Origin of the sequence: Xanthomonas sp. CFBP 8443, from assembly GCF_025666195.1 — a bacterium.
Lineage (GTDB): Bacteria > Pseudomonadota > Gammaproteobacteria > Xanthomonadales > Xanthomonadaceae > Xanthomonas_A.
Window position 1 is genome coordinate 1,862,222 of sequence record NZ_CP102592.1, and the last position, 17,101, is coordinate 1,879,322.

At 68.2% G+C, this 17,101-nt stretch carries 13 protein-coding genes; 6 read left to right on the forward strand and 7 right to left on the reverse strand.

Annotated elements, in window-relative coordinates; genetic code table 11:
• Nucleotides 1-124 precede the first annotated feature (124 nt).
• Nucleotides 125-2,266 (reverse strand): M13 family metallopeptidase, encoded by a 2,142-nt coding sequence (locus NUG20_RS08010; RefSeq protein WP_263398418.1) that lies wholly within the window; start codon nt 2,264-2,266, stop codon nt 125-127.
• Between the two features lie 212 nt (nt 2,267-2,478).
• Between NUG20_RS08010 and NUG20_RS08015 the strand changes: the two genes are divergently transcribed.
• A complete protein-coding gene (locus NUG20_RS08015; RefSeq protein ID WP_263397836.1) occupies nt 2,479-4,071 on the forward strand; it encodes a phytoene desaturase family protein in 1,593 nt (530 codons plus the stop codon).
• Nucleotides 4,072-4,299: 228 nt separating this feature from the next.
• The gene (locus NUG20_RS08020; protein WP_263397837.1) at nt 4,300-5,889 is read left to right on the forward strand and encodes a tetratricopeptide repeat-containing sulfotransferase family protein; all 1,590 of its coding nucleotides are present in this window, start codon (nt 4,300-4,302) and stop codon (nt 5,887-5,889) included.
• 189 nt (nt 5,890-6,078) lie between these two features.
• On the opposite strand, the gene NUG20_RS08025 is transcribed toward NUG20_RS08020, so the two are convergent.
• Nucleotides 6,079-8,826: a TonB-dependent receptor domain-containing protein gene (locus NUG20_RS08025; protein WP_263398419.1), complete on the reverse strand. Its 2,748-nt coding sequence runs from the start codon at nt 8,824-8,826 to the stop codon at nt 6,079-6,081.
• Nucleotides 8,827-9,608: 782 nt separating this feature from the next.
• Between NUG20_RS08025 and apbC the strand changes: the two genes are divergently transcribed.
• The 3 genes from apbC to NUG20_RS08040 all read left to right on the forward strand — a co-directional run bounded on the left by apbC (nt 9,609) and on the right by NUG20_RS08040 (nt 11,719).
• The gene (gene apbC / locus NUG20_RS08030) at nt 9,609-10,460 is read left to right on the forward strand and encodes an iron-sulfur cluster carrier protein ApbC (protein ID WP_263397838.1); all 852 of its coding nucleotides are present in this window, start codon (nt 9,609-9,611) and stop codon (nt 10,458-10,460) included.
• 130 nt (nt 10,461-10,590) lie between these two features.
• Nucleotides 10,591-11,163 (forward strand): dCTP deaminase, encoded by a 573-nt coding sequence (dcd, locus tag NUG20_RS08035; protein ID WP_053834874.1) that lies wholly within the window; start codon nt 10,591-10,593, stop codon nt 11,161-11,163.
• Nucleotides 11,164-11,191: 28 nt separating this feature from the next.
• Nucleotides 11,192-11,719: an RDD family protein gene (locus NUG20_RS08040; protein ID WP_263397839.1), complete on the forward strand. Its 528-nt coding sequence runs from the start codon at nt 11,192-11,194 to the stop codon at nt 11,717-11,719.
• 99 nt (nt 11,720-11,818) lie between these two features.
• Here the strand turns inward: NUG20_RS08040 and NUG20_RS08045 are convergent, their stop codons facing one another.
• From NUG20_RS08045 to greB, 4 genes are all read right to left on the reverse strand, one after another.
• Nucleotides 11,819-11,986, reverse strand: coding sequence for a LiaI-LiaF-like domain-containing protein (locus NUG20_RS08045; RefSeq protein ID WP_003467495.1), 168 nt, complete (start codon nt 11,984-11,986; stop codon nt 11,819-11,821).
• A gap of 28 nt (nt 11,987-12,014) precedes the next feature.
• Complete coding sequence (locus NUG20_RS08050) at nt 12,015-12,422, reverse strand: HIT domain-containing protein (RefSeq protein WP_263397840.1); 408 nt, start codon at nt 12,420-12,422, stop codon at nt 12,015-12,017.
• 9 nt (nt 12,423-12,431) lie between these two features.
• Nucleotides 12,432-13,094 carry a dienelactone hydrolase family protein gene (locus tag NUG20_RS08055; protein WP_263397841.1) on the reverse strand — a complete coding sequence of 221 codons (663 nt, stop codon included), beginning with the start codon at nt 13,092-13,094 and terminating at the stop codon, nt 12,432-12,434.
• Between the two features lie 358 nt (nt 13,095-13,452).
• Nucleotides 13,453-13,959 carry a transcription elongation factor GreB gene (gene greB / locus NUG20_RS08060; RefSeq protein WP_263397842.1) on the reverse strand — a complete coding sequence of 169 codons (507 nt, stop codon included), beginning with the start codon at nt 13,957-13,959 and terminating at the stop codon, nt 13,453-13,455.
• A 126-nt stretch (nt 13,960-14,085) separates the two neighbouring features.
• Between greB and NUG20_RS08065 the strand changes: the two genes are divergently transcribed.
• Nucleotides 14,086-15,540, forward strand: coding sequence for a rhomboid family intramembrane serine protease (locus NUG20_RS08065; protein ID WP_263397843.1), 1,455 nt, complete (start codon nt 14,086-14,088; stop codon nt 15,538-15,540).
• Between the two features lie 45 nt (nt 15,541-15,585).
• On the opposite strand, the gene NUG20_RS08070 is transcribed toward NUG20_RS08065, so the two are convergent.
• On the reverse strand, nt 15,586-16,863 hold the full coding sequence (locus tag NUG20_RS08070; RefSeq protein WP_263397844.1) for a hypothetical protein: 1,278 nt from the start codon (nt 16,861-16,863) through the stop codon (nt 15,586-15,588).
• Nucleotides 16,864-17,101 lie beyond the last annotated feature (238 nt).

The window sequence follows — 17,101 nt, forward strand, 5'->3', positions numbered from 1 at the left end:
CCCGTGCGGCAGTGACGGCGGCGCAGCGGACGCTTGGCATCGGACCGGACCGCCGTCCGCGCGCATCGCCAAAGAAAAGGCCCGGACATGCCGGGCCTTTCCGTGTCGCGTCGCTACGGCGTGCTTACCAGATCACGACCTGCCGATCGCCGGCGCGGACCATCGGCGAGCCGGCCTTGCACTGGAACGCGGCGGCGAAGGCCGGCAGGTTCGACGGCGCGCCCATCGCGCGGAACTGCGCCGGGGCGTGCGGGTCGGTGGTCAGGCGCACCATCGCGTTCTGCGGGGTGTACTTGGTGCGCCACACGGTGGCCCAATTGAGGAAGAAGTTCTGGTCGCGGGTCATGCCGCCGACCTTCGGATCGTCCTTGCCCTCGGTGGCCTTCTTCAACGCGTCGTAGGCGGTGGACAGGCCGCCCAGGTCGGCGATGTTCTCGCCCAGGGTCAGCTTGCCGTTGACCGGCTTGCCGTCGACCTTGTACTCGTCGAACTGCTTGACCAGCTTGCCGGTGAGCGCGGCGAAGTTCTTGGCATCGGCCGGCGTCCACCAGTTCTCGAAGTTGCCGCTGGGCCCGAAGCGCGCGCCCTGGTCGTCGTAGCCGTGGGTCATTTCGTGGCCGATCACCGCGCCGATGCCGCCGTAGTTGAACGCGTCGTCGGCGTTGGGATCGAAGAACGGCGGCTGCAGGATCGCGGCCGGGAACACGATCTCGTTCTGCAGCGGGTTGTAGTAGGCGTTGACCGTCTGCGGGGTCATGCCCCATTCGGTCTTGTCCACCGGCTTGCCGATCTTGCCCAGGTTGTACTTGTAGTTGAACGCGGTGGCGGCGCGCACGTTGTCCAGGTAGCTGTCGCGCTGCGTGCTCAGGCCGCTGTAGTCGCGCCACTTGTCCGGGTAGCCGATCTTCGGGGTGAAGGTCTCCCACTTGGCGATCGCCTTGGCCTTGGTCTCGTCGCTCATCCAGCTCAGGTGCTCGATGCGCCCCTTCAGCGCCTGGCGCAGGTTGTCGACCAGCTGCTGCATCTTGGCCTTGGCGTCAGGCGAGAAGGCGACCTTGACGTACATCTGGCCCATCGCCTCGCCGGCGCCGTCCTCGATGCTGCCGAGCACGCGCTTCCAGCGCGGCTTCATCTCGGCCTGGCCGTTGAGTTCCTTGCCGTAGAACGCGAAATTCTCCTGCGCGAACGCATCGCTCAGGTACGGCGAGGCGCTGTCGACGGTGTGGAAGCGCAGGTAGGCGCGCCACACCGACGGATCGGCGTCGCCCAGCGCCTTGCTCACTTCCTGGTGGAACGCCGGGATCGCCAGCGAGAACTTCTCCGGCACCGCCACGCCCTGCGACTCGAAGAACTTGGTCCACGGGAAGTTCGGGGCCAGCTTGTCGGCCTCGGCCGGGCTGATCGGGTTGTAGGCCAGCTCGGCGTCGCGCGACATCTCTTCGCTGGACTTGGAGACCTTGGCCAGGCGAGTTTCCAGCGCGATCACGTCCTGCGCCTGCTTGGCCGCATCGGCCGCCGGCACGCCGGACAGCTCCAGCACCTTGGCCACGTGCGCCTGGTAGGCCTTGAGCTTGTCCTTCTTGTCGGCGTCGAAATAGTAGCCGCGGTCCGGCAGGCCCAGGCCAGCCTGCATCGCGTAGGCGATGTTCATCGACGAGTTCTTGAAGTCGGCCTCGGCGCCGAAGCCGAACAGGCCGTTTTCGCCCTTGGCCGCGCTCTGACGCAGGTATTCGGCCACCGCCGGGCCGTCCTTGAGTCCGTCGATCGCGGCCAGGTCGGCCTTCAGCGGCTCGATGCCCTGCGCGTTGACCTTGGCTTCGTCCATGCCCGAGGCCCAGAAGTCGCCGACGATCTTGTCCACGCCCTGCGCGTTGGCGGCGGCGGCCTGCTTGGCCAGCTGGTGCTGCACGGCGACCGAGCGCTCGTCCAGGATCGAGAACGCGCCCCAGCTGCTGCGGTCCTTGGGGATCTCGTTGGCGGCCAGCCACTTGCCGTTGACGTAGCCGGCGAAATCGCCGCAGGCGTCCTTGGCCGGATCCAGGTCGTTGGCGTTGAACGCGTTGTAGGCCGGCAGCTTGCTGGCGTCGAGCTTCAGCTCGGCCGGCGCCGCGGCGGGCGCCGATGCGGCGGCTTCGGTCTTGGCGGTGTCGGCGGCGGGCGCTGCCGCGTCGGGCTTGTTGCAGCCGCTCAGCGCGGCGCTTACGGCCAGGGTCAACAGCAGCAGTTGGGGATTGCGAAAGGTCACAAGGAAGCTCCAAGCCGTGATATGGGATGGCCCGCAGGCCGTGGCGAGACTGTACGCCGCTGTCCCGGGTTTCAGGGGTGTCGAAGGTCATGGGCCGGGCGCGACGGTCAGCCAGCGCAGGGCTGGATGGGACAGTCGCTGCCGCCAGGTCGCATGCACCACGTCGTTGAATCCGCGCTGCGCTGGCCGGTTGTTGCGACGGACTCGCATATAACTCGCATAGTATTGCCGGCATGAAGCGCGAACCGTCCTGCGATGCCCTGATCGTCGGCGCCGGCCACAACGGCCTGGTCTGCGCCGCCTACCTGGCGCGCGCCGGCTGGAAGGTCACCGTGTTGGAGCGGCGCGGCGTGGTCGGCGGCGCCGCGGTCACCGAGGAGTTCCACCCCGGCTTCCGCAATTCGGTGGCGTCCTACACGGTGTCGCTGCTGCAGCCGAAGGTGATCGCCGATCTGGACCTGGCCGCGCATGGCCTGCGCATCGTGCCGCGCCGCTGCAACAACTTCGTGCCGCTGCCCGACGATCGCTACCTGCTGGCCGGCGCCGGCATCACCCAGGCGCAGGTGGCGAAATTCTCCGCCCGCGACGCCGAACGCCTGCCGGCCTACGAAGCGCAACTGGAACGCATCGCCGACGTGCTGCGCGCGCTGGCGTTGCAGCCGCCGCCGAACGTCACCGATGGTGGCTGGCGGCAGGCGCTGCCGGAACTGCTGCGCGCCGGCCGCCTTGGCCGCCGCCTGCATGCGCTGGGTCCCGGCCTGCGCCAGGAGCTGCTGGACCTGTTCACGATCTCCGCCGCCGAGTACCTGGAGCGCTGGTTCGAGAGCGACCCGGTCAAGGCCTTGTTCGGCTTCGACGGCATCGTCGGCAACTATGCCAGCCCCTACACGCCGGGCTCGGCGTATGTGCTGCTGCACCACGTGTTCGGCGAGAGCAACGGGGTCAAGGGCGCCTGGGGCCACGCGCTCGGCGGCATGGGCGCGATCACCCAGGCGATGGCCAAGGCGGCGATCGCGGCCGGCGCGCAGATCCGCACCGACGCCGGCGTGCGCGAGATCCTGGTCGAGGACGGGCGCGCGGTCGGCGTGGTCACCGAACATGGCGAGCGGCTCTACGCGCGCCGCGTCGTCGCCAACGTCAATCCCAAGCTGCTGTACGAACGCCTGCTCGACCCGGCGCACGTGCCGGCCGCCACCCGCGAGCGCATGGCGCACTGGCGCTGCGGCTCGGGCACGTTCCGGATGAACGTGGCGCTGTCGCGGTTGCCGCAGTTCCGCGCATTGCCGGGGCAGGGCGACCATCTCACCGCCGGCATCATCCTGGCGCCGAGCCTGGACTACATGGACCGCGCCTACCGCGATGCGCGCGACCACGGCTGGTCGCGCGACCCCATCGTCGAACTGCTGATCCCCAGCACGCTGGACGACTCGCTGGCGCCGCCCGGCCAGCACGTGGCCAGCCTGTTCTGCCAGCACGTGGCGCCGCAGCTGCCGGATGGGCGCAGCTGGGACGCGCATCGCGACGAGGTCGCCGACCTGATGATCGCCACCGTCGAACGCTACGCGCCGGGTTTCGCGGTCTCGGTGCTGGGCCGGCAGGCGCTGACCCCGCTGGATCTGGAACGTACCTTCGGCCTGGTCGGCGGCGACATCTTCCACGGCGCGTTGAGCCTCAACCAACTGTTCAGCGCACGCCCGATGCTCGGTCAGGCCAACTACCGCGGGGCGATTCCCGGGCTGTACCTGTGCGGTTCCGGCACCCATCCGGGCGGCGGCGTGACCGGTGCGCCCGGGCACAATGCGGCGATGGCGTTGCTGGGAAAGTGAGGTCGAGCGCGCGCCGGGTCGCGCAGCGCGACGCGGCGTCGCAATGGCCCTGAGGTGTTTGGAGCGCACGCGGACGGACATCGGGACGAGACCACTGGCCCAACCCTTGGCGTTCGCACTGTCGAGCTACAGGCGCGATATGTACGGCGGGCGCGCCTACGGGTAAGTCCGTGCCGGGCATAATGCGAGGCTGCTCACGACCGGCGACTCCGGACATCAGGCGCATCCATGACCGAACAGGTTCAGCTCTACAACCAGGCCGTCGCCGCGCTCAACCAGCGCGACTGGAGCCTGGCGCAGCGACTCGCACAGCACCTGCTGCAGTCGTTGCCGCAGCATCCGGGCGTGCATTTCGTGGCCGGCGTGGCCGCGCTGGAGTTGAAGCAGATGCAGCCCGCCGCGGCGCATCTGTACCAGGCGACGACGTTGAATCCGCAACGCGCGGACTACGCCACGCAGCTGGCCAAGGTGCTGGCGATGGGGCGGTTCATGCAGGAGGCGCAGCACTTCGCCGACAAGGCGATGGCGCTGCGGCCGACCGACGCGCATACGCTGGATACGCTGGGGGTGGTCTATACCCAGGTCAACGAGCATGCCGCGGCGCTGGAGGCGTTCACCCAGGCGGTGCAACTCGCGCCGCAGCACGCCAGCTTCCATTACAACCTAGGCACCTCGCTGCTGTTCTCCGGGCGGCTGCAGGAAGCCGAGCAGGAATACCGGGCTTGTCTGGCCCTGGAACCGCGCTACTGGAAGGTCTATCTGTCGCTGTCGCAGTTGCGCAAGTGGAGCGCGGACGAGAACAACCTGGCCTTGCTGGAGCAGGCGCTGGCTTCGGCCGGCGACGCGCCGGAAGCGGTGCTGTATCTCAACCTGGCACTGGCCAAGGAACACGAGGATCTCGGCGACTACCATGCCGCGTTCCGTGGCTACGTGCAGGGCAAGGCGGTGCAGAAGCGCGCGCGCGGCTATACGTCCGAACGCGATGCGGTGCTGTTCGAGGCATTGCAGCAGGCCTTCCGCGCCGACGCTGCGCCTGCGTCCGGCTTCGACAGCCAGGAGCCGATCTTCGTGGTCGGCATGCCGCGCAGCGGCACCACCCTGGTGGACCGAATCCTGTCCAGCCATCCGCAGGTGCATTCGGCGGGAGAGCTGCAGAATTTCTCGGTGGCGCTCAAGCGCCTGGTGCGCACGCCATCGCCGGCGATCCTGGACGTGGCCACGCTGACCCGGTTGCAGGGGCTGGACTGGCGCGAACTCGGCCGCGCCTACGTCGAGTCCACCCGTCCCGGCACCGCAGCCAAGCCGCGTTTCGTGGACAAGCTGCCGCACAATTTTCTGTACGTGGGGCATATTGCGCGCGCGCTGCCGAACGCGCGCATCGTCTGCCTGCGGCGCGACCCGATGGACACCTGCCTGAGCAACTTCCGCCAGCTGTTCGCGCTGTCCTCGCCGTACTACGACTATTCCTTCGACCTGATGGACGTCGGCCGCTACTACCTGATGTTCGAGCGTTTGATGGCGCATTGGCGCGCGCTGTTCCCGCAGCGTCTGCTGGAAATCGACTACGCAGACCTGGTGCTGGAGCAGGAGCCGACCACGCGCCGCTTGCTGGAGTTCTGCGGCTTGCCGTGGGACGAGGCCTGCCTGCGTTTCGAGCAGAATCAGGCGCCGGTGGCCACCGCCAGCGTGGTCCAGGTGCGCACCTCGATGACCCGCGCCTACATGGGGCGTTGGCAGCGCTACGGCGAGGATCTCGCCGAGCTGAAACGGCTGCTCGATACGCAATCGCTCGAAGCGACGGAGCAAGGCAGCCGCTGAGGCGGCACGTATCTTCCGATAGCGAACTGGCCGAACGCCAAAGGCCGCACCATTGCGCGTGCGGCCGTGGGTCATTGTGGACGCCAAAACGGGCACTTGCAGCCGCTGTCGCATAGATCCCGCCAGCACGCGCCACGCATAAAAAAAGCCCACCCTCGCGGGTGGGCTTTGGTGTCGCTTGAGGCTCGATTACTTGCCGAACGCGTAACGCATTTCCAGGTAGTACGCGCGGCCGTACACGTCGAAGTTGTACGAGTTGTACGGCGAGCTCGCGCTGCCCGGGTAGGACGCGTCGAAGGGCGGCATCTTGTTGAACACGTTGTTGACCATCAGCGACAGCTCCATGCCCTCGAACGCCGTGTAGGTGATGCTGGCGTTGTGGGTGATGTGCGACGGCAGCTTGCCGGCGCGCGGCGCATCGTAGCCGGCGACGGCGAGATTCGCCGCATAGTTCGGGGTCTTGTCGAACCAGCTGGCGTACCAGGTGGTCGAGAAGTCGCCGATCTCCCAGGTCAGCGAGGCGTCGGCCTTGCGCTTCGGGTCCACGCTCCAGTACGGATTGTTGAGCAGGTCGACCGGTTCGTCACCGGCATACTGCGTGTACTCGTGGCTGATCTTCTGCGTGTAGCTGGCGATCATGCTGAGGTCGCCCCAACGTCCGAAGTCGTAGCCATAGCGGAACGAGGCCACGGCCATTTCCAGCTTCTGGTTGGAGACGTTGATCTTCGGCGTATAGATCTCCGTGATCTGACCCGCTGCGTTGCGGGTGACCTGCGCCATCGCGCTGGTGCACAGTGCCGAACTGATGTCGTCGATGCCGGCGCGGCAACGGTAATCCTGCAGGCTCAGCGCGTCGGCGCTCTGCTGGGTGACTTCATCGCTGATGTCCCAGTTGAGGTAGTCGACGGTCAGCGCCATGCGGTCGACCGGCGACCACACGAAGCCTGCGCTCCACACATCGGCGTTGATCGGCTTCAGGCCGAGGTTGCCGGACTGCGTACCGAAGAACTGGCGGCTGGAGTAGGCGGCCGGGCAGTTGTCGGTGTTGCCGGGCAGGTAGCCGCGCTGCGCGCACTGGTAGTAGTCGACCACCGAGTTGTAGTAGCCGCTCTCGCCCTGGTACTGGTCGGACAGGGTCGGTGCGCGGAACGCGGTGCCGTACTTGCCGCGCAGCAGCAGCGACTGGAACGGACGGTATTCCAGCGCGACGCTGTAGGTCGGCTTGTCGACGGTGGTGCCGCTGGCCTTGAACGCGTCGTAGCGGCCGGCCAGGGTGATGGTCAGCGGATCGAACACCGGCATGCGCAGTTCCGACGTCACCGCATAGCGGTCGCGGTCGCCGCCGCCGGCCACCGAGGTCAGGCCCCAGACCTCGCCGTTGAGGATTTCCGGCGCCGGATCGTAGCTCCACTTCTGCTTGCCGTACTCGGCGACCACCGCCAGGCCCGCGTCGCCGCCGGGCAGGGAGAACAGCTTGGCGTTGGTGGCCTGCAGGCGCAGCATGCCGTCGGAGGTCTTGCTCTTGTTGGTGGCGTGGCCGGTGAAGCTGGCGAATTCTTCCGGAGTGATCGGCGAATAGAACGCCGCGTAGTTGGGGGTATAGACCGGATAGGCGTCGTAGTACGGATCCAGGCCCTGCTGCGGTCCGAGCACCTTGTTGATGAAGAACTGGTCGATCGGGTCCTTGAGGCGGACGAAGTTGCGCTCTTCCAGTTCGTACTGGGTGTAGGTGACGCCGGCGTCGTAGTCCCAGTTGGACTGGCCGAGCGTACCCTGCGCGCCGAAGGTCACGCGCACCGATTCGCTGGTGTCGCGGCTCATCGTGTCGTTGAAGCCGTTCGGGCCGACTTCCTCAGGCGCGAACGAGCGCTGCAGGTTGACCAGGTCGTCCAGGTTCGGGTCGTAGTAGTAGCCGAAGTCGGAAGCGGTGCCCCACCACAGATAATTGCCGCCGGAGTTGTACTTGACCTGGTCCTTGCTGTAGAGCACGTCGCCGTACAACTGCACGTTGTCGTTGAGGTCGAAGGTGCCGTGCACGTACGCCTGCAGCGACTTCTGGCCGTTGTCCAGGGTGCGGTAGCCCGGGGTGTACTTGGAGCCGCAGTAGTACTCGTCGCCGAAGCCCGGGCGCTGCTGCAGGGCCATGGTGCCGCCGAACAGGCCGGAGACGTTGCCGCAGTTGGCCGGGTCGAGGAACTTGTAGCTGGTGAACGGGCTGTACACCAGGAAGTCGCGGCTGATCAGCGGCGCGCTATAGCCCTGCGTGTTGTATTGCCTGGTCAGGCCGCGGTCGTAGGCCCAGATCGGGTCCTTCTCTTCGTACTGCACGCCGCCGAGCACGGAGGTGCGGCCGTCGGCGGAGGTCCAGCCATCGGCGAAGGTGGCGCGGAAGTTGCTGCCGCCGCCTTCGGAGAAGCCGCCGCCGCGGATGCTGAACACCGCGCCGTCCATCTTCTTCTTGAGGATGACGTTGATCACGCCGGCGATCGCGTCGGAGCCGTACAGCGACGACTGGCCGCCCGGCAGGATCTCGATGCGGTCGACCAGGTCGATCGGAATGCCGCTGATGTTGTTGAAAGTGTCGCTGCCGTTGTACAGCGCCGGGTAGTTCGACATCGGCCGGCCGTCGATCAGGTACTTCACGTAGCCCGGCGACAGGCCGAACAGGCTGACCGTCTTCGCGCCCTGGGTGAAGGAGCCGGAGGTCTGGCCGCCCTGGACCGCGCCGGTCGCGAACGAACTCTTCTGCAACACATCGGCCACCGAATTGAAGCCGCGGGCCTTGATGTCCTCAGCGGTGATCGTGGTGACCGGCGTGGCGGTCTCGATCTCGGTCTGCGGGATCAGCGAGCCGGTGACGGTGATCTTTTCCAGGTCGGTCGCCTTGGTGTCGGTGCTGTCCTGCGCGAAGGCGCTGAACGCGGCCGGCACGACCATGGCGGTCACCAGCGCCGCGCTCAGGCGGCTGTGCTTGAAACTACGTGTCTGACGAGCAGTCATTCTCTCTATCCCCATAAAACAATAAAGAAAAGGCGAGGGGCGTCGTGCCACGACATATGCCTTGAAATCGGTTCCGCATCCATGCGAGCAACCCAAACGTAACATGAACTTAACGCCATTTGTACAGCCGTGTCACCTTTTTCGTCTACAGGGTGGATCTGCGGCGATCTGGCAGTAAACACCCGCCAAATGTGGCGTTGCGTGCCCGGCGCGACAGCTTCCACGCTGCTTTGCACCATTCGGGGGCGTGGCATCGGCCCTATAACTGAATAGGCATTTGTGATAGCGCGGCAATTGGCCGAAAGGGCGACAAGCCGGGCATCCGGCGACCGAGCACGGCTTGCAAGTGATGGTGGTCTCCCGCACCAATTCGGTGAGTACGCTTCGCCATAATGGGGCGCCTGATCGGTAACGAATGGTCATATCGCGGCGCGCTTGCCGACCGACGCTACCGTCCTGGCAGAAGACCGATGGCCATGCCTGGGTTGCCGGCTCGCTGGCCGAGGCCGCGATTGCGCGCTGCCGGGACAGGACTGCGCTGGCCCGACTTCGCGCGCCTGCCTGGCGGCTCCACCGACATGGACGGCACGCCGCACTTGTATAGTCATGCCCCAATTCGATCCGCTGCGACGCCCTCCCGACAGGCGGCGCTCGCCGCTGCCATCCCTGTTCCTGCCGCGCGCCCGGCGCGCTGTGGCGTTTCCTCTGCGAGTTTTCCGATGACCGACCGCCCCCGCATTCCCGCCCACGCCGTCCAGCCCAACCTTTCGCCGTTGCCGCGGATCCGCAATGTCATCGCCATCGGTTCCGGCAAGGGCGGGGTGGGCAAGTCCACCACCGCGGTGAACCTGGCGCTGGCGCTGCAGCGCCAGGGCGCGCGGGTCGGGGTGCTGGACGCCGATGTCTATGGCCCCAGCGTGCCGGCCATGCTCGGCCTGAGCGGACGCCCGGACAGCCCCGACAACAAGTCGATCGAGCCGATGCGCGCGTTCGGCATCGAGGCGATGTCGATCGGGCTGCTGGTGGACCAGGACACGCCGATGATCTGGCGCGGGCCGATGGCGACCTCGGCGCTGACCCAGCTGTTCACCGATACGCTGTGGGACGACCTGGACTACCTGCTGATCGACCTGCCGCCGGGCACCGGCGACATCCAGCTGACCCTGGCGCAGAAGATCCCGGTGGCCGGCGCGGTGATCGTCACCACGCCGCAGGACATCGCCACGCTGGATGCGAAAAAGGCGCTGAAAATGTTCGAGAAGGTCGAGGTGCCGGTGCTGGGCATCGTCGAGAACATGGCGGTGCATACCTGCACGCAGTGCGGCCATGTCGAGCACCTGTTCGGCGAAGGCGGCGGCCAGCGCATGGCGCAGCAGTACGGCGTGCCGCTGCTGGGCTCGCTGCCGCTGGCGATCGCGATCCGCGAGCAGGGCGACGCCGGCACCCCGATCGTGGCCGCGGCCCCGGATTCGGCCGCCGCGCAGGCCTATCTGGCGACCGCCCAGCGCCTGACCGAGGAGCTGCGCAAGCGCCCGCGGGCATCGATCCCGATTTCCGCCTCGCTGCTGTGAGCGGGGCCGCGGCTGCCGCGAACGCTCCGCGACCGGCTAGAATCGCCGGTCAATGCGGCCCGCTCCGGCGTCGGCCGCGCTCCCGGCAGGCGGGTTTTTCGGCCTGCCGCCACAGGCATCAGGAATACGCATGAGCATCAAGAGCGACCGCTGGATCCGCCGCATGTCCGAGCAGCACGGCATGATCGCGCCCTACGAGCCGGGCCAGGTGAAGCAGGTCAACGGCGAGCGCATCGTCAGCTACGGCACCTCCAGCTACGGCTACGACGTGCGCTGCTCGCGCGAGTTCAAGGTGTTCACCAACATCAACTCGACCATCGTCGATCCCAAGCGCTTCGATCCGAAGAGCTTCGTGGACATCGAGGCCGACGAATGCATCATCCCGCCCAACAGCTTCGCCCTGGCGCGCACGGTGGAATTCTTCCGCATCCCGCGCGACACGCTGGTGGTCTGCCTGGGCAAGAGCACCTATGCGCGCTGCGGCATCATCGTCAATGTCACGCCACTGGAGCCGGAGTGGGAAGGCCACGTCACCCTGGAATTCAGCAACACCACGCCGCTGCCGGCGCGCATCTACGCCAACGAAGGCGTGGCGCAGATGCTGTTCTTCCAGTCCGATGCCGACGACGTCTGCGAGACCAGCTACAAGGACCGCGGCGGCAAGTACCAGGGCCAGACCGGCGTGACCCTGCCCAGAACCTGACTTTTCCCTACAGCACACGGAGCGCGCAATGAACGATCCCAATCCCTACCAGGCGCCCGACGCGCCGCTGCCGTCGGCGCCGCTGGCGCTGGACGGCGCCGACGTGCTGGCCGGCCGCGGCGAGCGCCTGGGCGCATCGCTGATCGACGGCGTGATCGCGCTGGCGACCTTCCTGCCGCTGGCCGCGGTCACCGGCTATTTCGGCAAGGTCATGGATGCGGCGCGCGGCGGCGAGGCGATGTCGTTCCTGACCATGGCCGGCTACGTGGCGTTGGCGTTCGCGACGTTCGTGGTGGTGCAGGGCTATCCGCTGGCCAAGACCGGGCAGACCTGGGGCAAGAAACTGCTGTGGATCCGTATCGTCGATCTGGACGGCGCGCAGCCGCCGCTGTGGCGGCTGATCGTGCTGCGTTACCTGCCGACCCAATTGCTGTCGCTGGTGCCGGTCGTAGGCAACTTCTATGCGCTGATCGATGCGCTGTTCATCTTCCGCCAGGACAAGCGCTGCCTGCACGACCTGATCGCCGGCACCCAGGTGGTCAACGTCCGCCGTTGATGCGGACGTGCCGGCCGCCGCGCATCGGCGGCCGGCAGCCAGGGGGGTGGAGATCGCCGGATCCAAACCCCAATCCCGAATCCCCAATCCCGGCAGTTACTACTTGCCGCGGCCGAACAGCATGCCCACGCCGACCGCGACCAGGATCGCCGGCCACCAGGTGGCGATCAACCGGCCCAGGCTGAGGTTGGTCCAGCCCAGGTTGTTGGCCAGGAACACCAGGCCGATCACGATCAGCACGATGGCGGCGATCACATTGGATTTCATGGGCACGCGGGTTCCGCTAAAAGGGCGCCTATCGTAGCCGTTGCCGCCACGCCGCAACACGGGTCTGCAGGACATCGGCGTCCAGCCGCTGCGCCGGGCCGCTGCCCCATACCGGCCCGGGCCAGGCCGCATCGCCTTCGTGGCGCCCGATCACGTGCACGTGCAGTTGCCGCACGATGTTGCCCAGCGCGCCGAGATTGAGTTTGCGCACGCCCGGCTCGTTGCGCAGCAACTGCGAGAGCTGGTTGATCTCGGCCAGCAGCAGGCGCTGCTGGCCCCCGTCCAGGTCGATCCATTCGCTAGCGTCGGCGACGCGCGGCACCAGCAGCAGCCAGGGGAAACGCGCGTCGTCCATCAGCCGCACCTGCGACAGCGGACCGTCGGCGACGAACGCGCTGTCGGCCTGCAGCCGCGGGTCGAGTACGAAGTCGGCCATCGCCGCGGCTCAGCGCAGGTGTTCGGCGAGGAAGGCGAGGCTGCGCTGGCGCGCGCTGTCGGCGCTGTCGGCGTCGTGGTGGTTCGGATCGACATGGCGGTCGAAACCGTGTCCGGCCGGATACACGTAGGTCTGCATCTGCGGCAGCTTCTCGCGATGCTGCTGCACCGCCTCCGGCGGGATGCTGCTGTCCTGCGCGCCGAAGTGGAACAGCACCGGCGCCTTCGGCGTCTCGTCGAGGAACTGGGTGTTGCGCCCGCCGTAGTAGCTCACCGACGGCAGGCCCAGCCGCAGCGCCGCCAGCAATGCGACGCTGCCGCCCCAGCAATAGCCGACGGTGCCGACCTTGCCGGCCGGCGCCAGCGCCTGCGCCGCGGCCTGCACGACGTCCAGCGCCTTGTCGAAGCCGAGCGCGCCGACCAGCTCCAGGCCCTTGCGCACGCCGTCCTGGCCGTACTCCAGTTGCACGTCCTTCTCCACCAGGTCGAACAGGCCCGGGGCCAGCACTTCATAGCCTTGCGCCGCGTAGCCGTCGGCGACCTGCTGGATGTAGGCGTTGACGCCGAAGATCTCCTGGATGATCACCAGCCCGCCGCGCGGGACGCCCTCCGGCAGGGCATGCCAGGCGGAGACTTGGCCGTGAGCGGTATCGAGGGTAGTCCAATGGCCCATGGGGGGTTCCTGCAGCGGAAGAGAGAGGCGCCGATTATCCACGCTGGCTGCGAAGGCCGGTTAACAGATCCGGGCAGTTCACTCCGTGCTGGGGCACGCCGCTCGCCGGTCGCATTGCAGGCTGAACTTATCGGCCAGGTTGACCCCTGATCCGCGGAGTTTCTCCAGGGCCCTTGGATCCAGGTCCTGCATGCCACTGGCGAACCTCGAGGTCTGGCTTCGCCAGCTGGCTGCGTCCACTGCGCGGCCAGGTCGGAACGTCCCCTCACCAACTGCGCGTAGAGCGCCATGCGATCGTGCCCAGCCGCGTTGCGGCCGGGGCTGCATCGATCGGCAGTGGTCGACGCGATGGAGGCGCTCAGCGCGCCGTGTAGTCCACCGACACCACCACGAAGCTGTGGCGGCCGCCGGGCAACTGCGCCTCGACGTCGTCGTCGATGCGCTTCTTCAGCAGCGCCCGCGCCAGCGGCGAATCGATGCTGATCCAGCCGCGGCCGGCATCGGTCTCGTCCGGGCCGACGATGCGGTAGCGCACCAGCTCGCCGCTGTCGGCGTCCTCCAGTTCGACCACGGCGCCGAAGAACACGGCCTGCGGATCGGATGGCGCGGTGTCGACCACGCGCAGCGCTTCCAGGCGCTTGCTCAGGTAGCGCACGCGGCGGTCGATCTCGCCCAGCTGCTTCTTGCGGTAGGTGTACTCGGCGTTTTCCGAACGGTCGCCCTCGGCCGCCGCGGCGGCCAGCGCCTTGACCACCTCCGGGCGGCGCACGCGCCACAGCTCCTCCAGCTCGGCCTTGAGCCGGGCGTGGCCTTCGGCGGTGATCAGGGCGGTGCTTTTCTCGGCAGGGGGACGCCAGCGGCTCATCGGGAGCTGTTCATCGGATTGGGGCACTGCGGTGGAGCGGGGTGGCGATGCTAGCGCGTGCGCCCGGCTTGCGCACCCGCGGGCGATCGCCGAAGCTGGCGCGGCCATCCACACGGACGTTGTTCGATGCTGATCCTGCCGTTGCACAAGCCGCTGTCGCGGGAGAATTTTCCGCTGGTCACGCTGCTGCTGGTGCTGCTCAATGCGGCGGTCTATTTCGGCTGGCAGCGCCAGGACGTGGCGCCGCTGCAACAGGCGCAACGCTACTACCTTGATTCCGGACTCGCTGACTACGAAGCGCCGGCCTATGCGCGCTACCTGCAGCGCGGCGGACGCAAGGACGCGCTGGTCCAGTTCGAGCGCGTGCCGGCGGCGCAGCGGGCGCAGTTCGTCGGCACCGCCAGCTTGAACGACGTGCGCTTCGTGCAGGCGCTGCGCAGCGGCGAGGCGTTCGCGGACCCGGACGCGCAGCAGGCCTGGGCGCCGCTGCGCGCCCGCTATGACGCGCTGCTGGACCGCGTGTTCACTCTGCGCCATGTCCAGCGCAGCTCGGAGTGGTCGCCGGCGCGGATGCTGTCGGCGACGTTCCTGCACGGCGATGCGCTGCACCTGTTCGGCAACATGCTGTTCCTGGTCGTGCTCGGCACCTTGCTGGAAGGCGCGATCGGCCGCTGGCGGTTCCTGCTGGTCTACCTGCTCGGCGGGTTCGGGGCGAGCGCGGTCAGCCTGTGGTGGCGCTGGGGCGAGGCCGGCGGCGGGCTGGGCGCGTCCGGTGCCATCGCCGCGCTGATGGGAGCGTTCTGCGTGGTCTGGGGACGGCGGCCGGTGCGCTTCTTCTACTGGTTCGCGGTGGTGTTCGACTACGTGCGCGGCCCGGCGATCGCCTTGTTGCCGGTGTGGCTGGGCTGGGAGCTGTACAACCTGCTGGCCAACGGCGATGCCGGGGTCGGCTTCGATGCGCATGCCGGCGGCATCGTGGTCGGTGCGCTGCTCGGCGCGGCGCTGGTGGCGGCGCGGCAGACCCGCGAGGCGTTCATGTGCGACGAGGCCACGGTCGCCGCCGACGATCGCTGGGAGCGCGCGCAGCGGCACCTGGGGCGGCTGGAGAACCGGGAGGCGGCGCGGCTGCTCGACGAACTCGCCGCCGAGCAGCCGCGCCGCTTCGACGTGGCGCAGGCGCGCTACCGGGTCGCGCGCAATGCCGGCGACGCGCGTGCCGCGCAGGCGCGCGCGATCGAGCTGCTGCGCCTGCCGGCGGCCACGGAGCAGGAGACGCGAGCGCAGGCGGCGTTGCTTGGCGACTGCGCTGCCGGCGCCATCGCCGTGGACGCGGCGACGCGAGCGCTGTTGTTCGACCGCTGGCTGGCGCTGGGGCGGCTGCGCGATGCCGAAGCGCTGCTGGCGCAGGATGCCGCCGCGCTGCCGCGCAGCGAACAGGCGCAGCACTGGTTCCGGCTGGCGCTGGGCCACGGCGAGCGACACGCCGCGTCCGAATGGCGGCGCCTGCTGCTCGCGGTGATCGAGCGCTACCCGGACCTGCCGCAGGCGGACAAGGCGCGATTCCTGCTCGCCAACGCCTGAGCGGCGGCCGCGGCGGTGCGGTCGGCCCGATCGCGCCGCCAGCCGCTAGGCCGGCGCGATCGTCACTGCCTTCAGCGCCGCCTCCAGCTTGCTGCGCTGCGCGTCGTCCTGGCAATGCGCGAGCGCGTCCTGCAGCAACGCGCGCGCCTGCGCGTCGTCGCCGTAGCGCTCGGCGAGCAGCAACGCCGCGCTCAGCGACCAGGCGCCGAATTCGGCCGCCTTCGGCCAGGCGCGCAGTGCGGCCAGCAAGCCGTCGAGCGCGAGCTTGGACTGCCCCGCCAGTTGCGCGCGCTCGGTCATCAAGGTGGCTTGCTCCGGCAGCGACGGGACGAAGTCGGGATCGGCGTCCAGCGCCTCGCGCAGCAGCGCCAGCGCGCGCCGTTCCTGCTTCTCCTGCAGCAGGCGGTTGATGTACTGGCGGGTGTGCTCGCGCAGGTCGTCGGCGCGGCCGCCGGTGCGCAGCAGGCGCTGGTACAGCTCGTGCACCGCCAGGCTCACCGCGCGCGTGCGCACTTCGCCGCGCAGCAGCTGCAGCGCTTCGGCGGTATGCCCATCGCGCACGAACTGCTCGGCCTCGTCGAGCACGCGCTGGTCCGGATCGTGGCGGCGCGCGCCGTCGTCGATGCTGGCCGGTTCGTAGCCCAGCACTTCGTGGTACTGGTAGACCAGATAGCCCATCAGGTGGAAGGTGGCGAACAGGCCCCAGATCGTCACCACGCCGACCGCCAGATCGCTGGCCAACGGCGGCAGGTAGTGCTGCAGCCAACGGGCCGCGGTCAGCGCGCTGGCCTGGATCACGAACAGCAGGCCGAACGCGGCCAGGTACGGCCAGCCGATGCGCAGTGCCAGGCCGATCGACACGGCCGGATTCAGGGCGCGGCGCAGGCTGCCGTCGATGGCCAGCGAGATCAGGAAGCCGGGCTGCAGCAGCACCACTGCCAGCAACATCAGCAAACCGGCGACCGGGCCGGCGAGCAGCGCCGCGGCGGCGACCACCATGCCGAGCACGATCATCAGCGCCAGCAGCCGCAGCACCACCCCATCGCCGATGTCGAAGCCGCGCTCGGGCGCATCCATGTGTCCGTCGGCGGTATGCCGCAGGATCTCGAAGGCGTATTTGTAGATCGCCAGCGTGGTAACGATGCCGAGGATCCAGCCGATGCCGGGCAGCATTCCCAGCAGGCGGCACAGGGTCAGCGCGATCAGCGCGAACAGCGCGCCGCCGCGCAGCGGGTACAGCGCGATGGCGCGGGTGCGCGCCCAGAAAGGTTCGGGTGTGTTGCGGCGCGCGCGGCTTGCGCCGGCGCGATGACGGTCTTCCATGACGCCCCCTGCGTTCAATGTGCGCCGATTGTGCGGCGGGGCAGGCGTGCGCGCAATCGGGCGCGAAAGCGCATGCACTGGCAGGCGCGGCCGTGCGGGGAGGCCTCCTGCGGCGTTCTTCCGGTTATTGGCGGCTGTCGTGCTGGTGCCGGCGTGGCCGGCGTGTACAAGACGCGGCGCCGGCGCAACGGCGGCTGGGGTTGCGACCGGATGGGCTGCGTGCGGTACTGCGCATTGC